This is a genomic window from Spiractinospora alimapuensis, from assembly GCF_018437505.1.
Lineage (GTDB): Bacteria > Actinomycetota > Actinomycetes > Streptosporangiales > Streptosporangiaceae > Spiractinospora > Spiractinospora alimapuensis.
In genome coordinates, this window is sequence record NZ_CP072467.1 from 3,351,360 (window position 1) to 3,368,901 (window position 17,542).

Here is a 17,542-nt window from a genome sequence, read left to right on the forward strand (position 1 = left end):
TCGGATGCGTCTCGGTCCCCCTCCCCGTACGCACCCCCGTCCCAGAGGATCCGCGGAGTCATGAACAGTTCGGATGTCGACGCCGGTCACCTCCTCGCGGACCGGTATCGCCTTGACGAGACGATCGGTACCGGCGGCATGGGGCGGGTGTGGCGCGGCACCGACACGCTGCTCGACCGCGCCATCGCGGTGAAGGAACTCACCACTCCGGCGAACCTCACCGCGCAGGACGTCGAGGTGCTGCGCACGCGCATGCAGCGCGAGGCGCGCAGCGCGGCCAAACTCAGCCACCCGACGATCATCACCATCTACGACGTCGTGGAGGAGGACGGCCGTCCGTGGATCGTGATGGAGCTCATCAAGGGCCCGTCCCTGAGCGACATCATCCGCGGCGAGGGGCCGCTCACCGTCCACCGCGCGGCGTCCATCGCCGCCCAGATGGCCGGCGCCCTGGCCGAGGCGCACAACCACGGCATCGTGCACCGCGACATCAAACCCGGCAACGTCCTGGTCGCCGCCAACGACAGGGCGGTCCTGACTGACTTCGGCATCGCCCACCTCGACGGATCGACCCACCTCACGAGCACGGGCCTGCTCATCGGGTCGCCGAGCTACCTGGCTCCGGAGGTCGCGCACGGGCGCCCCGCGTCCCCCGCCTCCGACATGTGGGCGCTGGGTGTGACGCTCTTCCAAAGCCTCGAGGGCTCGCTGCCCTTCGACCGGTCCTCGCCGATGTCCACTCTGACCGCGATCGTCACCGAGGACCTCCCCCACAGCCCCAACGCCGGCCCCCTGCGCCCGCTCCTCGACGCCCTGTGCTCGAAGGAACCGGGCAACCGTCCCTCAGCCGTCGAGGCCCGCGCCCAACTGCGCGCGCTGCGGGACGCCGCGGCGGCGGCGCCACCGCGGCCGAAGGACACGCGGGAGACCCCTCCCCCCGTCCCGCCGACACCCCCGGCCCCGAAGCCGGCCCCGGTATACGCGGCCCCCACGCCCGAACCCGGCCCCGAGACGTCCGCGCCCACCGGTAACGGGTTGGCTCGCGGCGCCACGAGGCGGACGGCCCTGGTCGCCGGTGCCGTCGCGGTCCTCCTGGCGCTCGGTGTCGGCATCGTGGCCCTGGTCAACACGCTGCGTCCCGACCCCGAGCCCATGGCGGACGCCGAGGAGGCTCCCGACGAGGAGACCGCCCCGCCCGACGAGGAGGAAGAGGAGCCGGAGGAGGAAGAGGACGACGAGTGGGACTTCCTGACCCGCCACGAGGACGACAGCGGATTCGCCGTCGACGTCCCGGAGGACTGGGACTACGACCCCGACGGGCAGATGGTCTACTTCCGTAACCCGGACGGCGGCTACCTACAGATCGACCAGACCGACAACCCCAACGAGGACGCCGGCGACGACTGGCGCGACCTCGAGAGTCGCATCAACAGCAACTTCTCCAACTACTCCCTGATCGGCATCGAGGACGTCGACGCCGACTGGACCGACCCCTACGTCAGCGCCGCCGACTGGGAGTTCACCTTCGACGGCAGCGACGGCGAACTCCACGCCATCAACCGCGGCTTCCACACCGAGGACTACGGCTACGCCCTGTTCCTCGTCAGCCCCGACTCCCAGGACGACAACCACGCCCTCCTGGACCGCATGGCCGAGTCCTTCGAACCGGCGTCGTGACGTTGGAGCACTTCGTGATCCTCAATGCGCGTGCCCGTCCCGAGCTTCCGGACGTTCGACGGCCACGAGATTGACGATTCCGGCAAGGCCGCGAAAATCGTCCGGATTGGTGGTGAAGAGCGGAAGACCATGAGCCACAGCGACACTGGCGATCATGAGATCGGCCTCGCGGCGGCGCGGCTTGCGGTCAACGGCGACGATCGCGGCCACGAGTGCTCCATAGTGTCGCGCGGCCTCAGTGTCGAACGGCAACGGCTGGAACGCCGCCTCGGTCCGTTGTAGCAACGTTATGCGCTGGACACGTTCAACAGGATCCGCTGTCTGGTGCGGCCCAGCGGACAGTTCCGCGAGAGTGATCGCGCTGATCAGCAGCCGCTGGGGCAACTGGCTCCGCTCCAGGCGTGCCAGGTGGATGACGATGTTCGTGTCGACCAAGCCCCGCGCGTACTTTGTCACCTAACGGTCCCCGTCCTCGTCGCGCGTGCGCTCATAGGCATCGCCAACGTAAGGGTTGATGAATTCTTCCTGGTCAGCACGGAAGGCGTCACTGTCTATCACAGGCAGGTCGGCGAACATCGCGATGACGTCGTCAACAGGAACCTCCTGTCTTGGTTGGGTCACTGGAGCCCTGCTGACATACTCTTCGATCGCCGCTCGGGCAACTTGCTGCATCGAGCGGTGCTCAGTGTGTGCGACGCGACGCAGGGCTTCCACCTGTTCGTCGCTCAGCCGGAGAGTCATTGCCATACACCGATGGTATCAGTGGTATCAATCTACGACGGCGATGTGTGCTATCTGCATGCGCCAGTGAGGTGCTGTACCTGTGAATACGGGCGACCGGCAACGCCGGGACGAGGACCTCGAACGCTACGCCCGTCTCTCGTCAGGCTGGGACTACGAGGTGTGGCAGCTGCAGCACTCCGCGAATGATGCACTTGGATACCATTACCTGCGGTTGATAACCGCGATCGAAGAGCTGGAGACTGGCTGCGGTATCGAGCGGGAGATCGACGAGTGAGGGTGGTCTGGGCCATTCCTTCCCCACAGGAGTCCGGGGACTCAGACTGAATCGCCCCGACTCCGGGATTCTCCTCCTCACCACATCAGTGCTTGAAGTGCACGAACAGCCGACCGAAGTTCTTGCTGTCCTTCTCCACCCGGTGGTAGAGCTGCTTGATCTCCTTCTGGTCGAGGAACCGCAGCACCCGCTTCTTCAACTGGCCTGAGCCTTTGCCGGGGATGATCTCTACGGTCTTGGCCTTCTTGCGGACCGCCTCTTCCATGATGTCGGAGAGGGCGCGGTCGATGTCGCGGCCCTTGTTGAAGATGTCGTGGAGGTCGAGCTTCAGCTTCACGGAGTGGGTCCTTCCGGCTCGGCTGGCGCGGGCTTCTCGGCGACGAAGATGGCGGTTCCGGGAAGGATACGGCCTCGGGTGGGACTCCAGCCTCCCCAGACCTGGTGGTTGTCCTCCGGCCACTCCGGTTCGATGAGGTCGAGCAGGCGCAGTCCGGCCCGGGCTATCGCGCGTACCCAGTCGCCGGTGGTGTGGTGGTGCTCCACGTAGACCGCGCGGCCGTCGGTGTCCTCCTCGACGTAGGCACGACGGTCGAAGTAGGACTGGTTGGCGACCAGACCGTGCTCGGTCGGGTCGTCGGGGAAACACCAGCGGATCGGGTGGCTCACCGAGAACACGAGCCGACCTCCGGGCCGCAGCACACGTGCGCTCTCCGCGACGGCGTCGTCGGCTCGGGGCACGAAGGGGAAACCGCCGTATGCGGAGAACACGACGTCGAACGCGGCGTCGGCGAAGGGCAACCGCTGCGCGTCCGCCTGGGCCAGCGGGATCGGATTCCCACCTCCGTGGTCCCCTCGCCGTGCGTAGCGCAGTTGACCACTGGAGACGTCGATGCCCACCACGCGAGCGACCCTCCGCTGGCGTAGCCATCGCGCACAGGCGGCGGCACCACAACCGACCTCGAGCACAGTGGCGTCGCGCAACGTCGCGAGATCACCAAGTAGGTGTTCCCGTGCCTCGTCCAAGCCCTCGGGGCCCCAGACGAAGCGTCCGTTGAGGAAGTCCCCGTGTTCGGCCTGGTACTCGTCGGCGGACGCGTCCCACCAGAGCCGGTTGGCACGGGCGCTCTCGCTGGCGCCCACCGCGCGTCGGGCGACCTCGGCGACCTCGACCGGCTCGGTCATGATGCCCGCTCCCCGTCCAGCTCGACCGACGGCGCGTCAGCTCCGCCGTCCGCCCCCGAGGCCTCCCGGCCGTCGCGACCCGGCGCGTCGTTCGTCCCCTCGCGGGCCTCGCGCACCTCACGGCGGACCAGGACGACGAGGGCGCCGACCACCAGCGCGGCGAACAGCCACCACTGGACGGCGTAGGCGAGGTTCAACCCCCAGTTGTAGCCGTCGACAGTGACCGGGAGCGGTGTCTCGTCCACCGCGGGCTCCAGGCTGAGCATCTCGATGTGGCCGCCGAGCACCGGGTACGGCATCTCCTCGGCCAGCGTGGGAACGTCGATGAGCATGACCTGGCCCTCGGGCAGACCGTCCCGGTCCTGGATGCCCGTCGACTCCGTGGTCTCGCTCGTCTCGGCCCGCCCGGTGACCGTCACGTTCCCTGTCGGGGGCGGGGGCACCTCGGGCCGCGCGTCCGCCGCCTCAGCCCGGGGCACCCAACCTCGGTTGACGAGCGCCGCCGTACCGTCCCCCGTCAGCAGCGGCGTCACGACGAAGAAGCCCGGCCCGTCGTCGCTGGTCCTGTTGCGGACCAGAACCTCGTGGTCCGGGTCGAACTCACCCGTGAGCGTGGTGCTGTGCCAGCGGTCGTCCGGCGCGAGGTCACCGTCGACCTCGGTGAGCTCGTCGAACGCCACCTCCTCGGCGGCGATGTTCTCCTCCTGCAGTTGGGTGGCCGCGAGCCGCTGCTCGAAACGGTCCCACTGCCAGAACCCCAACACGACGAACACCGGGACCAGCAACGCGGCCAGCCCGGTGAACGTCAGTATTCGCTGTGTGAACAACACGTGAGGCACATAGTCGAGGCTAGGTGACCTCCAGAGAGGTCAGGATTCGACCCCCGCCCGGCTGCGCCGACGACGCGCGAGGTAGATGGCACCGCCGCCGAAGGTGACCAGGGCCAGCGCCGCGATCAGGATGCCGTACAGGGCCGACCCGGTCGTCGGCAGTGCGGAGCTACTGTCCGCCGCGTGCGGGGGGTTGGCGTCGTCCGGCGTCTCGTCGTCCTTCTCAGGACCGTCCTGGTCCTCCGGACCAGGACCCTCCGGGCAGTCCTCCCCGTTTCCGTCGTCACAGCCGTTGCCGCCGTTGTCGTCCCCTCCGTTGCCTTCTTCGCACTCCTCCTCGTGACCGCCGTCGCCGTCACACCCGTTGTCGTCCTCGGTGCAGCCCTCGCCGCCGTTGTCACCTTCGCACCCGTTGTCACCCGGGTCCTCCGGCTCGTGTTCCTCCGGGGTCTCTCCCTCGGAGGTAACGCACTCGGCGGTGGCCACGCCGAGAATGGCCACTGCGTTGCCGCAGATCTCGACGTCGGCGTCGATGGGGACGTCGACCTGGTTCCCGCTTCCGATTCCGCCGGACCCGTCGGACACCTGGTTGGTCGAGTCATCGCCGTCGGCGAGCTCCTGCGCGACCTGCTGGCACTCGGCCTGGGAAACTCCCGCGACGGCGATCGAGTTACCGCACAGGCTTACGGCGATATCCACGGGAATGTTGATCTGGTTCCCGCTGGCGATTCCACCCGAACCGTCCGATACCTGGTTCGAGCCGTCACTCGCCAGCTCTTCCGCGATTTGCACACATTCCGCTTCGGAGACTCCGACCACGGCCGCCACGGAGTTTCCGCAGAGTTCCACCGCGACGTCGATGGGAACGTTGATCTGGTTCCCGCTCCCGATTCCGCCGGACCCGTCTGTCACCTGGTCCGCGTGGGCTACCCCAGAGAGGCTGGCGAACGCCCCCGCCGCCAGGGCGGCGATCATCACCGCGCCACGAGTCAACTTAGTTGGCATACCCACCCCTGAGGACTAAAAACTACTCATCCGAAATTGAGCGGGCGCCACGTTAGCACCTGTCATCGAGGCGTCGCACATCATTGTCGAAATTTGGCGCGTACCGACCGAATACACCAACCCGAATTCCCACAGAAAGAGAACTACGCAAGAATTGTCTGACTGGCACGTATTGTGCGGATATTCGTTTATGGACGACTCCACGCACGAATCACGGACTCTGACCGGAACCACCGATTCGCCCTTGACGTACCGTTCCGCACGAAACCTCCGCTCCGTCCGGAAACGAGAGCGGCCCCGCCGGAGGTGTCCTCCGGCGGGGCCGCTCGTGGATCAGGTCGCCCTGGACCACGATGTCACCTACGCGACGTCGAGCCCCTTGGCGACGCCCGCCCCGAGGTCGGGGTGGACGTTGGTCCAGTACTCCACCACGCGCTTCTTCATGTCCGCGGTGACCTCCGGCGCGGACGCGTGGCCCACGATGTTGGACACCATGTTGGCGCGCTCACCGTCACTGAGGACCTTCTCCCACAGCGCACGCGGCTGCGCGAAGTCGTCGTCCTCCTTGTGCAGGGTGTAGGCCGAACGGACGATCTCGCCGGTCACGTTGTAGCTGTCACCGTCGTTGTAGAACGACGGGTCAGCGGCGGCGCCGCCCACCGTGTTGGGCGCGTAGACCGGGTCCGCCGGGTTGTTGTGCCGCCCCTGACCGTCCCGGTTGTAGCTGTGCACCGGAGCGACCGACCGGTTGACCGGCAGCTCGTTGTAGTTCGCGCCGATGCGGTAGCGGTGCGTGTCGGGGTAGGAGAACAGCCTGCCCTGGAGCATCTTGTCCGGGCTCATCGCGATCCCGGGGACGAGGTTGGAGGGCTCCAGCGCGACCTGCTCCACCTCCGCGAAGTAGTTCTCCGGGTTGCGGTTGAGGGTGAAGCGCCCGATCGTGATCTCCGGGTAGTCGGAGTGCGGCCACACCTTTGTCAGGTCGAACGGGTTGAACCGGTAGTCCGCCGCGTCCTCGAACGGCATGACCTGGACGTTGACCTTCCACGACGGGTAGTCGCCCTTGTTGATCGAGGTCCACAGGTCCCGGATGTGGAAGTCGGGGTCCTGGGCCTCGAGCGCCTTGGCCTCGTCCGCGGTGAAGTTCTCGACACCCTGCTCGGTCTTGAAGTGGTACTTGACCCAGAACTTGCGACCGTCGGCGTTGTACCACATGAAGGTGTGGCTACCGAAGCCGTGCATGTGCCGCCAGGAACGCGGCGTGCCCCGGTCGGTCATCAGGAAGCTGACCTGGTGCGCGGACTCGGGCTTCAGGGTCCAGAAGTCCCACTGCATGTTGTTGTCACGCAGGTGGTTGTCCGCCCGGCGCTTCTGCGAGTGGATGAAGTCCGAGAAGTTCGAGGGGTCACGAATGAAGAAGATCGGCGTGTTGTTGCCGACGATGTCGTAGTTGCCCTCCTCCGTGTAGAACTTCAGTGCGAAGCCGCGGGGGTCACGGGCGGTGTCGGCGCTGCCGAGCTCACCGGCGACCGTGGAGAAGCGAAGGAACAGCGGCGTCCGCTTGCCCTTCTGGAACAGGTCCGCCTTGGTGTACTGGCTCACGTCCTCCGTGATCTCCAGCTCACCGTAGGCACCGCCGCCCTTGGCGTGGACGACCCGCTCGGGGACCCGCTCCCGGTTGAAGTGAGCCATCTTCTGGATCACGTAGTGGTCCTGCATCAGCAGGGGGCCGTTGGGGCCCACGGACTGCGAGTGGCTGTCGCTCGGCGCCGGCACACCCACGTCGTTCGTGGTGAACGGGACCCGGTCACTCATTGATAAGCACCTTTCGTCTCACTGACAACTGCGCATTGGTTCGGCCGCACGCCCGGCGCCCCTCATGACGTCGTGACGAAGCGAGTCCATGAGACCGCGACGTCGGGGCCCGGCACGCGCGCCGGTGTCACGCGGTTAACCGCGCCTTTGTCGGTCCGACGTCGTTCTTGGCGTCCGTGGCGTCCGCGCTCTCGCGGCCACCGGAATTGGAACCGTCGCGCGTGTCGCTCTGGCAATACGGACACACGCCCCAGAACACGACTTCGGCCTCATCCACCTGGAAACCGGCCACCTCAGCGGGTACGAGACACGGGGCCTCTCCCGTCAGACAGTCCACGTCGGTCACATCACCGCACACCCGACAGACCAGGTGATGGTGGTTGTCACCGACCCGTCCCTCGTACCGCGCCGGCGAGCCCGCTGGCTCGATCCGGCGCACCAGACGCGCGTCGGTCAGGGCATGTAGCGCCTGGTATACGGCCTGCGTGGAAATCTGACCAACCCTGTCCCTAACCGCGCTGGCGACGCTTTCGGCGTCCAGGTGACTGCCCGATCGCACGACGTCGAGGATCGCCAACCGCGCCGCGGTAACCCGAAGGCCGACCGAGCGTAGCTGCGTGGCGTCATCCATAGCTCCACATCGTATCGGACTAACTTGAACGACTCAATAAAGCAACTCACTTAATTTAGTGCGATACCCCCTCTGACCGGCAGTAACGCTTGGTAGCTTCCCCGCACCACAAGCCCGCACTGTCAACCGTTCGGGGTCACGTCGCGTCCTGCATCGGGCCCCGAACCACGACCCCAGGAGCCACGCATGGCACCGACGTCTCGTGTCCCTATGCGCATTCCCCAACTCTCGGTCCTCCTGCCCCTCGTCCTCCTCGCCTCCTGCAGCGGCACCCAGGACGACGAGAACCCCGACGCGCAACAAGCCCCCGAGTCCTCCCCGACCGCCGAGGCCGACGAGAGCCAGGACGGAGGGGACGACGCCGAGCCGTTCACCATCGCGTTCGGTGGCGACACCCTCTTCGAGGGCCAACTGCGCGACCGCCTCAACACCCCCGAGACCGCGCTCGGCGACGCCGCGGAGGTCTTCCAGACGAGCGACCTCGCCATGGTCAACCTGGAGACCGCGGTCACCGAGCGCGGGACACCCGCCGACAAGGAGTTCGTCTTCCGTGCCCCGCCCTCCGCCTACGAGGCGCTCAGCGCCGCCGGCGTCGACGTGGCGACGGTGGCGAACAACCACGGGATGGACTACGGCGAGGAGGGCCTCGCCGACACCCTCGACCATGCCGAGGAGGCCGACTTTCCCCTCGTCGGGATCGGCCGCGACGCCGACGAGGCCTACGAGCCCTACGTCGTCGACGTCAACGGCAACACCGTCGCCATGTTCGGCGCGACGGACGTCCTCGACGCGGAGTTCCTCCAGGCGTGGACGGCCGGGGACGACTCACCGGGACTGGCCTCCACCAAGGACGAGTCCCGGGAGCGCATGCTCGAGGCGGTCCGGGAGGCGGAGGAGACCGCGGACACGGTCATCGTCTTCCTGCACTGGGGCCTGGAGGGGGACCACTGTCCCCTGGGTCACGCGCCGGACCTCGCCCACGACCTGATCGACGCCGGGGCCAACGCCATCGTGGGCGGACACGCGCACGTGCTCGGCCCCGGTGGCTACTACGACGACTCCTACGTCCACTTCGGGCTGGGCAACTTCGTCTTCTACAACTTCTCCGGCCCCACCGCGGAGACGGGAATCCTACGACTCACCATGCGGGGCGACGAGATCCTCGAGGACGAGTGGATCCCGGCACAGATCCAGGGCGGAGTCCCCTCGTTCTACGAGAACGCCGACGCCGACAACGCGCTGGGCACGTGGGAGGGCTACCGCGAGACGTGCGACGTGGGTCTCAGCGCGGAACCTCAGTAGCGGATTCGGGCGCGCGGTGCCGCGCGAGGGTCGCGTCGATCTCCGCGCGCAGGGCGTCCTTCTCCTCGTCGGGGAGGAAACTGGCGTCCACCCCGTTGCCGGCGAGCCGTGCGAGTCCCGCGTCGTCGAACCCGAGATCGTGCGCCACACGGTACTCCCGAAGGAGGTCGGTCCCGAACATCGGCGGGTCGTCGGTGTTGAGCGTGACCTTGAGGCCGGCCTCCACCATCTGGGGCAGCGGGTGCTCCTCCAGTGAGGCGACCCCACGCGTACAGACGTTGGACGTGGGGGACACGTCGAGCGGAAGCTGGGTGTCACGGAGGTAGGCCACCAGCTCCGGATCCCGCATGGCGTCGATGCCGTGCCCGATGCGCTCGGCGTGGAGCTTGTTGATCGCCGACCACACGCTCCGCGGTCCGCTGTTCTCACCGGCGTGCGGGAGACTGCGCAGTCCGGCGGCGCGGGCCCGACCGTAGAGCCCCTCGAACTGGTCCCGGTCGACCTCGATCCCACCGACCCCGAACCCGAGGACCGAGTCGGGACCGTGGGCGAGGACGGCGTCCAGGGTCTCCGTCCCGCTCTCCACCCCGAACTGCCCGGGGAAGTCGGGGATCCAACGCAGACGGATGCCCGAGGTGCGTTCCGCCTCGAGGCGCGCCGCCTCCAGGCCCGCGAAAACCGTGCTGGCGGGAATCCCGCGCATCAGGTGGGTGTACAGACTCACGTGCAGTTCGGCGTAGCGGACGTTCTGCGCCGCCAACGCCCCCGCGACGTCCGCCGTCAGGGCGGCGAAGTCCTCCTCCTCCCGAAGCACCTCCACCGCCTGCAGGTACACCTGCACGAAGTGCTCGAAGTCGGAGAACTCGTACCACTCGGCGAGCTCCTCAGGCGAACTCGGCACGCCCGCGACACCGTGCTTCGCCGCCAGTCGCATCAGGGTGTGCGGCCGCATCGACCCCTCGAGGTGGACGTGCAGCTCGACCTTGGGCAGGTCGGCGACGAAAGCGTCAATCGGGGCGAGATCGCTCATTTGCCTAACGTTACTCTGCCCCTTAGAGCACGCAAACCGAGCCGTCCTGGGCCGCGAGCCACGCCGGGCGATCCCCACGAGCGGGCCGGACCTCCCAGGAACGGACTCCGCCACGGGGACGGTGGGGTCCCACGGGCAGGAGAGAGGTGGGGCACCGTGGCGGAAACCGACCCGACGGACCCGGACGAGCCGGAGAACCCAACGGCGTCCGGTGGCACACCGGTGACGGGCACGGCCGCCGGCGTTCCCTACCTCGCGGTCCCCCCGGCGACGACCGAACCGGCTCCCTTGGTCGTCGCGCTGCACGCCCTGGAGCCGCCCCGGGCCGAGGCCGCGCTCGCCGGCGCCCTGCCCATGAGAGAGCTCAGCGCGTGGCGGATCTACCTCGGGCTCCCCCTCTTCGGCGAAAGACTGCCCGCGGGCGGCGTGGCCGAGATCAACCGTCGGGGACAGGACGACTACGTCGCCGAGCTCTTCGGTCCTGTCGTCAGCGAGGCCGCGGAGGAGCTTCCCTCGGTCGTGCGGGAGCTCACCGTCGAGTTCCCGGTGCTGCCGGGCCATGTGGGCGCGCTGGGTGTGGGCGCCGGCGCCGCCGCTGTACTGCTCGCCGCCGTCGAGGGGCTCCTCCCCCTGACCGCCACGGTGGCGGTGAACCCGGTGCTGCACCCCTCGTTGGCGACCGACGCCCGGCGACGCCGTCGTGGCATCGACTACACCTGGACAGCGGCGGCGGAGCGACAGGCCGCGCGACTCGACATCCTGGACCGCGTCCCCGAACTGACCGAACGCCCCGGAAACCCCCCACTCCTCGTCGTCACGGGCGAGAACGACGCGGTCGTGCCGCCGGAACGAGGCGAGGCGCTGGTCGAACGCGCGACCGCCGGATACGCTCCGCGCAGCCTCCGCCACCTGTCCATCCCCGGTCTCGCGCATACGATGGGGCCGGAGCCGGGACTGGCCCCGGCACCTCCCACCCCCAGCACCGTGCTGGTCGATCGGGCCGCCGAGGAGTGGTTCGACCTCCATCTGACCTCGGGGGCGGAGAGCACACACCTGTTACACCGTCCCGACCCAGCCTGAGGAGTACACGCACATGCCGGACCCCGTCTCCGTCGAGGTCCCGGGCACCGACCCCGGGCGGCTCACCGCGCAGCTTCGCTTCGTCCTCGAGGTGGACCGGCTCAAGTCCGTGACGCGGCGCAACCTCCTCGTCGACGGCTCCCGCCGGGAGAACTCCGCCGAACACTCCTGGTACCTCGCGCTGTCCGCCCGGGTGTTCGCCGAGTACGCGCCCCCGGAAACCGACATCGACCGAGTGACCGAGATGCTGTTGATCCACGACGTCGTCGAGGTCGACGCCGGGGACACCTTCATCTACGGCGCCGACGAACAGGTGCGCGGTCAGCAGGTGCGTGAACGCGCCGCCGCCGACCGGATCTTCTCGCTTCTCCCCGAGGAGCAGGCGCTGCAGGCCCGCGCGGTGTGGGACGAGTTCGAGGCGCGGGAGACCCCCGAGGCGCGGTTCGCGCGCGCCATCGACCGCATCGCCCCGATGCTGGCGAACGCCGCCACCGACGGCGGCACGTGGACCGAGTACAACGTCAGCAAGGACCAGGTCCTGGAAAAGGTGAAGATCATCGCGGAGGGCTCGCCACAGTTGGGGGAGTACGCCCGCGGCCTGATCGAGGACGCCGCGACCAAGGGCTACCTCGCGGACTCCTGACCGGGCCGGTCACATCCCGTTGACGACGAGCTGGACCACCGCGGTCATGCCGATGACGACGATCACGATCCGCAGAACGAGCGGCTTGAGGTGACGCCCGAACCGCCCCCCGAGGAACCCGCCGATCACCGACCCCACGGCGATCAACGCCACCGCGGTCCACGACGGCTGGGCGAAGATGATGTAGAAAACCGCCGCGGTGATGTTGACGATCGAGACCAAGGCGTTCTTGAGCGCGTTGATGCGTTGGAGCTTGTCGTCGATGCTGGTCCCCAGGATGCCAACCAGCAGGATGCCCTGGGCCGCCGCGAAGTAGCCACCGTAGATCCCGGCGCCGAGCACGCCCACCGACACCAGGGGACCACCCTCGGGCTTGCGTCCCGGGCGACCGCGGACCCACGCCCCCAGCCACGGCTGCACCACGATGAGCACACACGAGAGTGTGATCAGGACGGGCACGACCCGCGCGAACACCTCCGGCGGTAGCCGCAGGAGCAGGGTTCCACCGATGATCGCGCCGATGAGGGACATCCCCGCGAAACGCATCAGCCGGGCACGCTGGCCCTTCAGCTCGTGTCGATAGCCGATCGCGCCGGCCACCGCGCCCGGGGCGAGGCCGATGCTGTTGGAGACCGTCGCCGTCACCGGCGGAAAACCCATGGCCAGCATCACCGGGAACGTCAGCAGCGTCCCGGAACCGACGACAGCGTTGATCGCCCCCGCGCCGACACCGGCGGCGGCGATGGCGAGTGCTTCCCAGATGCCCACGTGGTCAACCCCCCGGCCAATGATTGCATACAGTGTACAAACCCCAGGACGCGTGGGACGGCCGCGCCCCCAACGCAGTGGTTCAAAACGACCCGGCCCCGGTCAGCGGGACGGTGTGTCCTGCTGACCGGGGCCGGGATGCCAGGTCGGGGGTGTCAGTCGTCCAGGACCGGCGGCTTGCCGTAGCCGCGCCGCTCCAGGTCCTCGGCCGGATCGAACGGCCGCTCCGAGCCGTTCTCGCTCTCCGCGTCGCCGTTGCCGTTTCCGTGGTCGTCCCGTCCGTTGCCCTGCTTGCGCAACGCACCGGCGATGTCGTCCAACTGCTGGGTGAAGGGCCAGAACGACGATCCCGAGCCCATCTCCGAGGGCACGAACCAAACCTTGTTGGCGTCGCCCTTGGCGATCTCGGGCAGTTTCTGCAGGTACTGGTAGGCGAGGAGGTCCTGGTTCACCCGCCCGGAGTGGATGGCCTTGAACACCATCGCGATCGCATCCGCCTCACCACGGGCGCGCAGGGTCATGGCCTCGGCCTCCGCCTTGGCCTGCACGGTCTCGGCCTCCGCGCTACCCCGGGCCTTGAGGACCGCCGCCGTCTTCTCACCCTCCGCGCGCAGGACCGACGACTGCTTCTCCCCCTCCGCGGTGAGGATCTTCGCCCGCTTGTCGCGGTCGGCCTGCATCTGCTTCTCCATCGCCTCCTGAATGGACTCAGAAGGATCGATCCCCTTCAGCTCCACACGGGTGACCTTGAGCCCCCAGTCGGCCGTGGCCTCGTCGAGGACCGACCGGAGCTCCCGGTTGATCTGGTCACGCGAGGTCAGCGTCTGCTCCAGGTCCATACCACCGATGACGTTACGCATCGTGGCCGAGACCAACTGCTCGACGGCGGTGATGAAGTTCGAGACCTTGTAGGTCGCGTCGTAGGAGTCGGTGACCCGGTAGTAGACCACCGTGTCCACACTCACCGACAGGTTGTCCTGGGTGATGGCGGCCTGGGGCGGGAAACTGACCACCTGGTCACGCTTGTCGACCTCGACCCGGATACTGTCGACGAACGGGATGACGATGTTGAAACCCGACTTGAGCGTCCGGTGGTATTTCCCGAATCGCTCCACAACCGCTTCGGTCGCCTGCGGGACGATGCGCACGCTACGTATCGCACCGAACAGGAAGAGACCTGCGACAACGATGGTGATGCCGAGGCTGACGTAATTCATCGAGGCGGCTCCGGGTCCTCAGCTTGGGGACAGGGGACGAAATCCGACGTGGGGGTTCACGCCGAGATCATAGGACGCCCACGGCCCGGCAATGGTGGTGTGCGGAGAATGCGGCCCTCCGTACCGACAGGAAAGCAGACTCAATTCGCCGACGGTTGGGCGCACTCCGTTTCCGGCGCGGCCCCACCACCACAAGTCCGCCGTCCGAAGGGGAGGACAGCCTCGTCCACATGTGGACACCCGAGGTGATTATGACCGAACCGGAAGGGGATTATGCCTTTCGGTTCCGACGGATCGACGCTGGGTTTCCCACCGGCCTCGGGATGTCGTCGTCGCCCAGAGCCATCGTCGGTCAGATCGCCCGAGCGCTCCAGCGGCCGTCCACCTGCTCCACCTTGAGACGCAGCCCGAAGGTCTCGCTCACGGTGCTCGCGGTCAACACGCTGGCGATGGGGCCCGCGGCGACCGCTCTTCCCTCCCGCAACAACAGGGCGTGGGTGAACCCCGGCGGAATCTCCTCCAAGTGGTGGGTCACCATCACGGTGCACGGCGACGTCTCGTCCCTGGCGAGAACGGACAGCCGCCCGACCAGGTCCTCCCGACCACCGAGGTCGAGCCCGGCCGCGGGCTCGTCCAGCAGAAGCAGTTCCGGGTCGGGCATGAGCGCCCGCGCCACCTGCACCCTCTTGCGCTCCCCCTCGGAAAGAGTGGAGAAGCGCCGCTCGGCGAGATGCTCGACCCCGAACCAGGCCAACAGGGCCCGCGCGCGGTCGCGGTCCAGGTCGTCGTAGGCCTCGCGCCAACGGCCGAGGATGGCGTAGGAGGCGCTCATCACCAGGTCGATCGCCTTCTCCTGGCCGGGGATCTCGTTGGCCACCGCCGCGCTGGCGAATCCGACGCGCGGGCGCACCTCGAACACGTCGACGGCGCCGAGCCGCTCCTCCAGCACCTCAACCGTGCCCTCGGTCGGGAAGAGCTGGGTCGCGGCGACACGCAGAAGGGTCGTCTTCCCGGCACCGTTGGGTCCGATCACCACCCATCGGTCCGCGGCGTCCACGGTCCAGTCAACGTCGCTGAGCAGGTGGGCTCCGTCCCGGCGGACACCGACACCGTTCATCCGTACTACGTGGCTGTCCATGACTCTCCTCGATCGCGCGCTGGTTGCGAAGATACTGCATCGGGGCTGACCGCACAGGACTGACGGACGTCCCGACACGGCGCGCACAGCCGTCGGTTTCTCAGGGGCATCCCAGGGTGGTCCCGGATACTGCGACCGCCGCGACGCGGGCAGACTTGGGGTATGCACATGAGTCAGCACGGTCACGACCACGTCCGGGCCTCCGACGCGGACCGCGACCAGGTCGCGGCCGTCCTCGCTGACGCGCTCGCCGAGGGGCGGCTCACCCCGGTCGAGCACTCGGAGCGGATGGACGCCGTGTACGCCGCGAAGACGATCGGCGACCTCGCCCCCATCACCCGGGACCTGCCCGCCGCCGGTCAGGGGATGCCGGCCCGGGAGGGGACGTTCAGCTCACCCGAGGCCCTCGACCTCGCACAGGACAGCCAGGGCCGGGAGAACATCGTGGCGGCCTTCGGTGGGGCGCAGCGGACCGGACGATGGCTGGTGGAGCCACGCACAAACGTCTCGCTCGTCTGCGGTGGGGCCGACCTCGACTTCCGTGACGCCGTCCTCAGTCAACGCGAGGTGACGATCCAGTGCGCGATCCTCTTCGGAGGACTCTCCATGACCGTCCCGCCCGGTGTCCGCGTGGTGAATCGCACCACAGCGATCATGGGCGGCACCACGCTCAACGGCACGGACGCGGTGACCGACCCTCGTGCTCCCACCGTGATGCTCACCGGAACCTGCCTGTTTGGTGGGATAACCGTCGAGCAGGTCAAGCGGGGAGAGAAGAAAAGGTCAGGCTGCTGAGACGTCCGCGGGGGGAGCCCGATCCCGCGGGTAAAAACCGGAGACGAGTAACGTGGAAGGGCCATGACTGATTCCACACTGCTCGTGACGGTGACCGGACCGGACCGACCTGGGGTGAGTGCGCGCCTGCTCAGCACCCTGTCGGTATTTCCCATAACCATCGTTGACCTCGAACAGGTGCTCATCAGCGACCGGCTTGTCCTTGGCGCGCAGCTCGCCGTAGACACGCGCGCCGCTCCCGGGGTACGCCGCAGGGACTTGTTCGCCGAAATCAGGGGCGCGCTCGCCAAAGTGTCCGCCGAACTGGGGATGGACGTCTCCGTCGAGGACGGAGACGACGCGACCCTCCAACCGGGCGCCGAGGGGCGACTCCACGTCACCCTGCTGGCCAGTCCGCTGCGGCCGGCCGCGCTGGGGGCCATCACCTCCTGCATCGCGCGCGGTGGCGGCAACATCGACCGAATCGAACGCCTGGCGAGCTACCCGGTGACCGCCGTGGAGCTCGTCGTCTCCGGCGGTGACGTGGAACGACTACGCGGCGAGCTGAGCACGGAGGCGGCCGCCCAGGGCATCGACATCGCCGTCCAGCCCAGTGGCCTGCACCGCAGGGCCAAGCACCTCATCGTCATGGACGTCGACTCCACCCTCATCCAGGGCGAGGTCATCGAGCTCCTCGCCGCGCACGCGGGCTGCGCCGACGAGGTCGCCCGCGTGACCGAGGAGGCGATGCTGGGGGAGATGGACTTCGAGAAGTCCCTACGCCAGCGGGTCGCCCTGCTCAAGGGGCTCGACGCCAGCGTGCTCGACGTGGTGAGCCAGGAGCTGGTCCTCACCCCGGGGGCCCGCACGATGGTGCGCACGCTCAAGCGGCTCGGCTACGAGTTCGCGATCGTCAGCGGGGGGTTCACACAGATCACCGACACCCTCGTCGGCGAGCTGGGGATCGACTACTGTGCCGCCAACACCTTGGAGGTCGTGGACGGCAAGCTGACCGGGGACATCGTCGGTCCCGTGGTCGATCGGGCCGGGAAGGCCGCGGCGCTGCGACAGTTCGCGGCCGAGGCACGGGTTCCCCTGAACCAGACCGTGGCGATCGGGGACGGCGCGAACGACCTGGACATGTTGCAGGCCGCCGGACTGGGCGTGGCCTACAACGCGAAGCCGGTGGTGCGAGCAGCGGCCGACACGTCGGTCAGCGTCCCCTACCTCGACACCATCGTGTTCCTGCTCGGTATCTCCCGCGAGGAGGTCGAGGCGGCCGACCGCGAGAACGACCCGTCGGACGGATAACCGCCCTGACGCGGCCCCGACGTGCCACGGGGCCGCGTCATGGCGGCCCGAACACGATCGCGAAGGTCGCGAACGCCGCGACGATGAGCAGCATCACCCCGACCAGAACCGCGAGGCCCTT

General features: G+C 68.0%; 19 protein-coding genes. 7 read left to right on the top strand and 12 right to left on the bottom strand.

The annotated features are described in order from the left end of the window. Positions 1–60: 60 nt before the first annotated feature. On the top strand, positions 61–1,677 hold the full coding sequence (locus J4H86_RS15505) for a serine/threonine-protein kinase (RefSeq protein WP_236538380.1): 1,617 nt from the start codon (positions 61–63) through the stop codon (positions 1,675–1,677). Positions 1,678–1,698: 21 nt separating this feature from the next. Here the strand turns inward: J4H86_RS15505 and J4H86_RS15510 are convergent, their stop codons facing one another. Together J4H86_RS15510 and J4H86_RS15515 are read right to left on the bottom strand one after the other, a co-directional pair. Continuing rightward, positions 1,699–2,112 carry a type II toxin-antitoxin system VapC family toxin gene (locus J4H86_RS15510; RefSeq protein ID WP_236538382.1) on the bottom strand — a complete coding sequence of 138 codons (414 nt, stop codon included), beginning with the start codon at positions 2,110–2,112 and terminating at the stop codon, positions 1,699–1,701. Positions 2,113–2,133: 21 nt separating this feature from the next. Continuing rightward, positions 2,134–2,424: a ribbon-helix-helix domain-containing protein gene (locus J4H86_RS15515; RefSeq protein WP_236538383.1), complete on the bottom strand. Its 291-nt coding sequence runs from the start codon at positions 2,422–2,424 to the stop codon at positions 2,134–2,136. Between the two features lie 76 nt (positions 2,425–2,500). Here J4H86_RS15515 and J4H86_RS15520 point away from each other — a divergent pair, with 76 nt between their 5' ends. Then, positions 2,501–2,695, top strand: a complete 195-nt coding sequence (locus tag J4H86_RS15520) for a hypothetical protein (RefSeq protein ID WP_236538384.1) — start codon at positions 2,501–2,503, stop codon at positions 2,693–2,695. An 85-nt stretch (positions 2,696–2,780) separates the two neighbouring features. On the opposite strand, the gene J4H86_RS15525 is transcribed toward J4H86_RS15520, so the two are convergent. The 6 genes from J4H86_RS15525 to J4H86_RS15550 form a co-directional block, all read right to left on the bottom strand. Then, entirely contained in the window at positions 2,781–3,032 is a 252-nt protein-coding gene (locus J4H86_RS15525) for a Smr/MutS family protein (RefSeq protein WP_236538385.1), read from the bottom strand. After that, entirely contained in the window at positions 3,029–3,877 is an 849-nt protein-coding gene (locus J4H86_RS15530) for a class I SAM-dependent methyltransferase (protein ID WP_236538386.1), read from the bottom strand. The genes J4H86_RS15525 and J4H86_RS15530 overlap by 4 nt, the downstream gene beginning before the upstream one ends. Beyond that, the gene (locus J4H86_RS15535) at positions 3,874–4,716 is read right to left on the bottom strand and encodes an SURF1 family cytochrome oxidase biogenesis protein (protein ID WP_236538388.1); all 843 of its coding nucleotides are present in this window, start codon (positions 4,714–4,716) and stop codon (positions 3,874–3,876) included. The genes J4H86_RS15530 and J4H86_RS15535 overlap by 4 nt, the downstream gene beginning before the upstream one ends. Positions 4,717–4,746: 30 nt before the next feature. Further along, positions 4,747–5,712 (bottom strand): chaplin, encoded by a 966-nt coding sequence (locus tag J4H86_RS15540; RefSeq protein ID WP_236538390.1) that lies wholly within the window; start codon positions 5,710–5,712, stop codon positions 4,747–4,749. A gap of 360 nt (positions 5,713–6,072) precedes the next feature. Then, positions 6,073–7,527 (bottom strand): catalase, encoded by a 1,455-nt coding sequence (locus tag J4H86_RS15545; RefSeq protein ID WP_236538392.1) that lies wholly within the window; start codon positions 7,525–7,527, stop codon positions 6,073–6,075. 127 nt (positions 7,528–7,654) lie between these two features. Continuing rightward, entirely contained in the window at positions 7,655–8,158 is a 504-nt protein-coding gene (locus J4H86_RS15550) for a Fur family transcriptional regulator (protein WP_236538394.1), read from the bottom strand. 186 nt (positions 8,159–8,344) lie between these two features. On the opposite strand from J4H86_RS15550, the gene J4H86_RS15555 reads away from it, so the two are divergent. Continuing rightward, positions 8,345–9,460 (top strand): CapA family protein, encoded by a 1,116-nt coding sequence (locus J4H86_RS15555; RefSeq protein ID WP_236538395.1) that lies wholly within the window; start codon positions 8,345–8,347, stop codon positions 9,458–9,460. Here J4H86_RS15555 and add read toward each other — a convergent pair. After that, entirely contained in the window at positions 9,441–10,490 is a 1,050-nt protein-coding gene (add, locus tag J4H86_RS15560) for an adenosine deaminase (protein WP_236538397.1), read from the bottom strand. The two genes, J4H86_RS15555 and add, sit on opposite strands and share 20 nt — an antisense overlap. A 156-nt stretch (positions 10,491–10,646) precedes the next feature. Between add and J4H86_RS15565 the strand changes: the two genes are divergently transcribed. Together J4H86_RS15565 and J4H86_RS15570 are read left to right on the top strand one after the other, a co-directional pair. Then, entirely contained in the window at positions 10,647–11,570 is a 924-nt protein-coding gene (locus J4H86_RS15565; protein WP_394356378.1) for an alpha/beta hydrolase family protein, read from the top strand. Between the two features lie 13 nt (positions 11,571–11,583). Next, positions 11,584–12,213 (top strand): HD domain-containing protein, encoded by a 630-nt coding sequence (locus tag J4H86_RS15570; RefSeq protein ID WP_236538399.1) that lies wholly within the window; start codon positions 11,584–11,586, stop codon positions 12,211–12,213. 9 nt (positions 12,214–12,222) lie between these two features. Here the strand turns inward: J4H86_RS15570 and J4H86_RS15575 are convergent, their stop codons facing one another. From J4H86_RS15575 to J4H86_RS15585, 3 genes are all read right to left on the bottom strand, one after another. Next, complete coding sequence (locus J4H86_RS15575; RefSeq protein ID WP_236538401.1) at positions 12,223–12,981, bottom strand: sulfite exporter TauE/SafE family protein; 759 nt, start codon at positions 12,979–12,981, stop codon at positions 12,223–12,225. 155 nt (positions 12,982–13,136) lie between these two features. Further along, positions 13,137–14,198 (bottom strand): SPFH domain-containing protein, encoded by a 1,062-nt coding sequence (locus J4H86_RS15580; protein WP_236538403.1) that lies wholly within the window; start codon positions 14,196–14,198, stop codon positions 13,137–13,139. A 352-nt stretch (positions 14,199–14,550) separates the two neighbouring features. Then, positions 14,551–15,336: an ABC transporter ATP-binding protein gene (locus J4H86_RS15585; protein WP_236538405.1), complete on the bottom strand. Its 786-nt coding sequence runs from the start codon at positions 15,334–15,336 to the stop codon at positions 14,551–14,553. 162 nt (positions 15,337–15,498) lie between these two features. On the opposite strand from J4H86_RS15585, the gene J4H86_RS15590 reads away from it, so the two are divergent. Beyond that, the gene (locus J4H86_RS15590) at positions 15,499–16,131 is read left to right on the top strand and encodes a DUF1707 SHOCT-like domain-containing protein (protein WP_236538407.1); all 633 of its coding nucleotides are present in this window, start codon (positions 15,499–15,501) and stop codon (positions 16,129–16,131) included. 63 nt (positions 16,132–16,194) lie between these two features. Next, a complete protein-coding gene (serB, locus tag J4H86_RS15595; protein WP_236538409.1) occupies positions 16,195–17,421 on the top strand; it encodes a phosphoserine phosphatase SerB in 1,227 nt (408 codons plus the stop codon). Positions 17,422–17,542 lie beyond the last annotated feature (121 nt).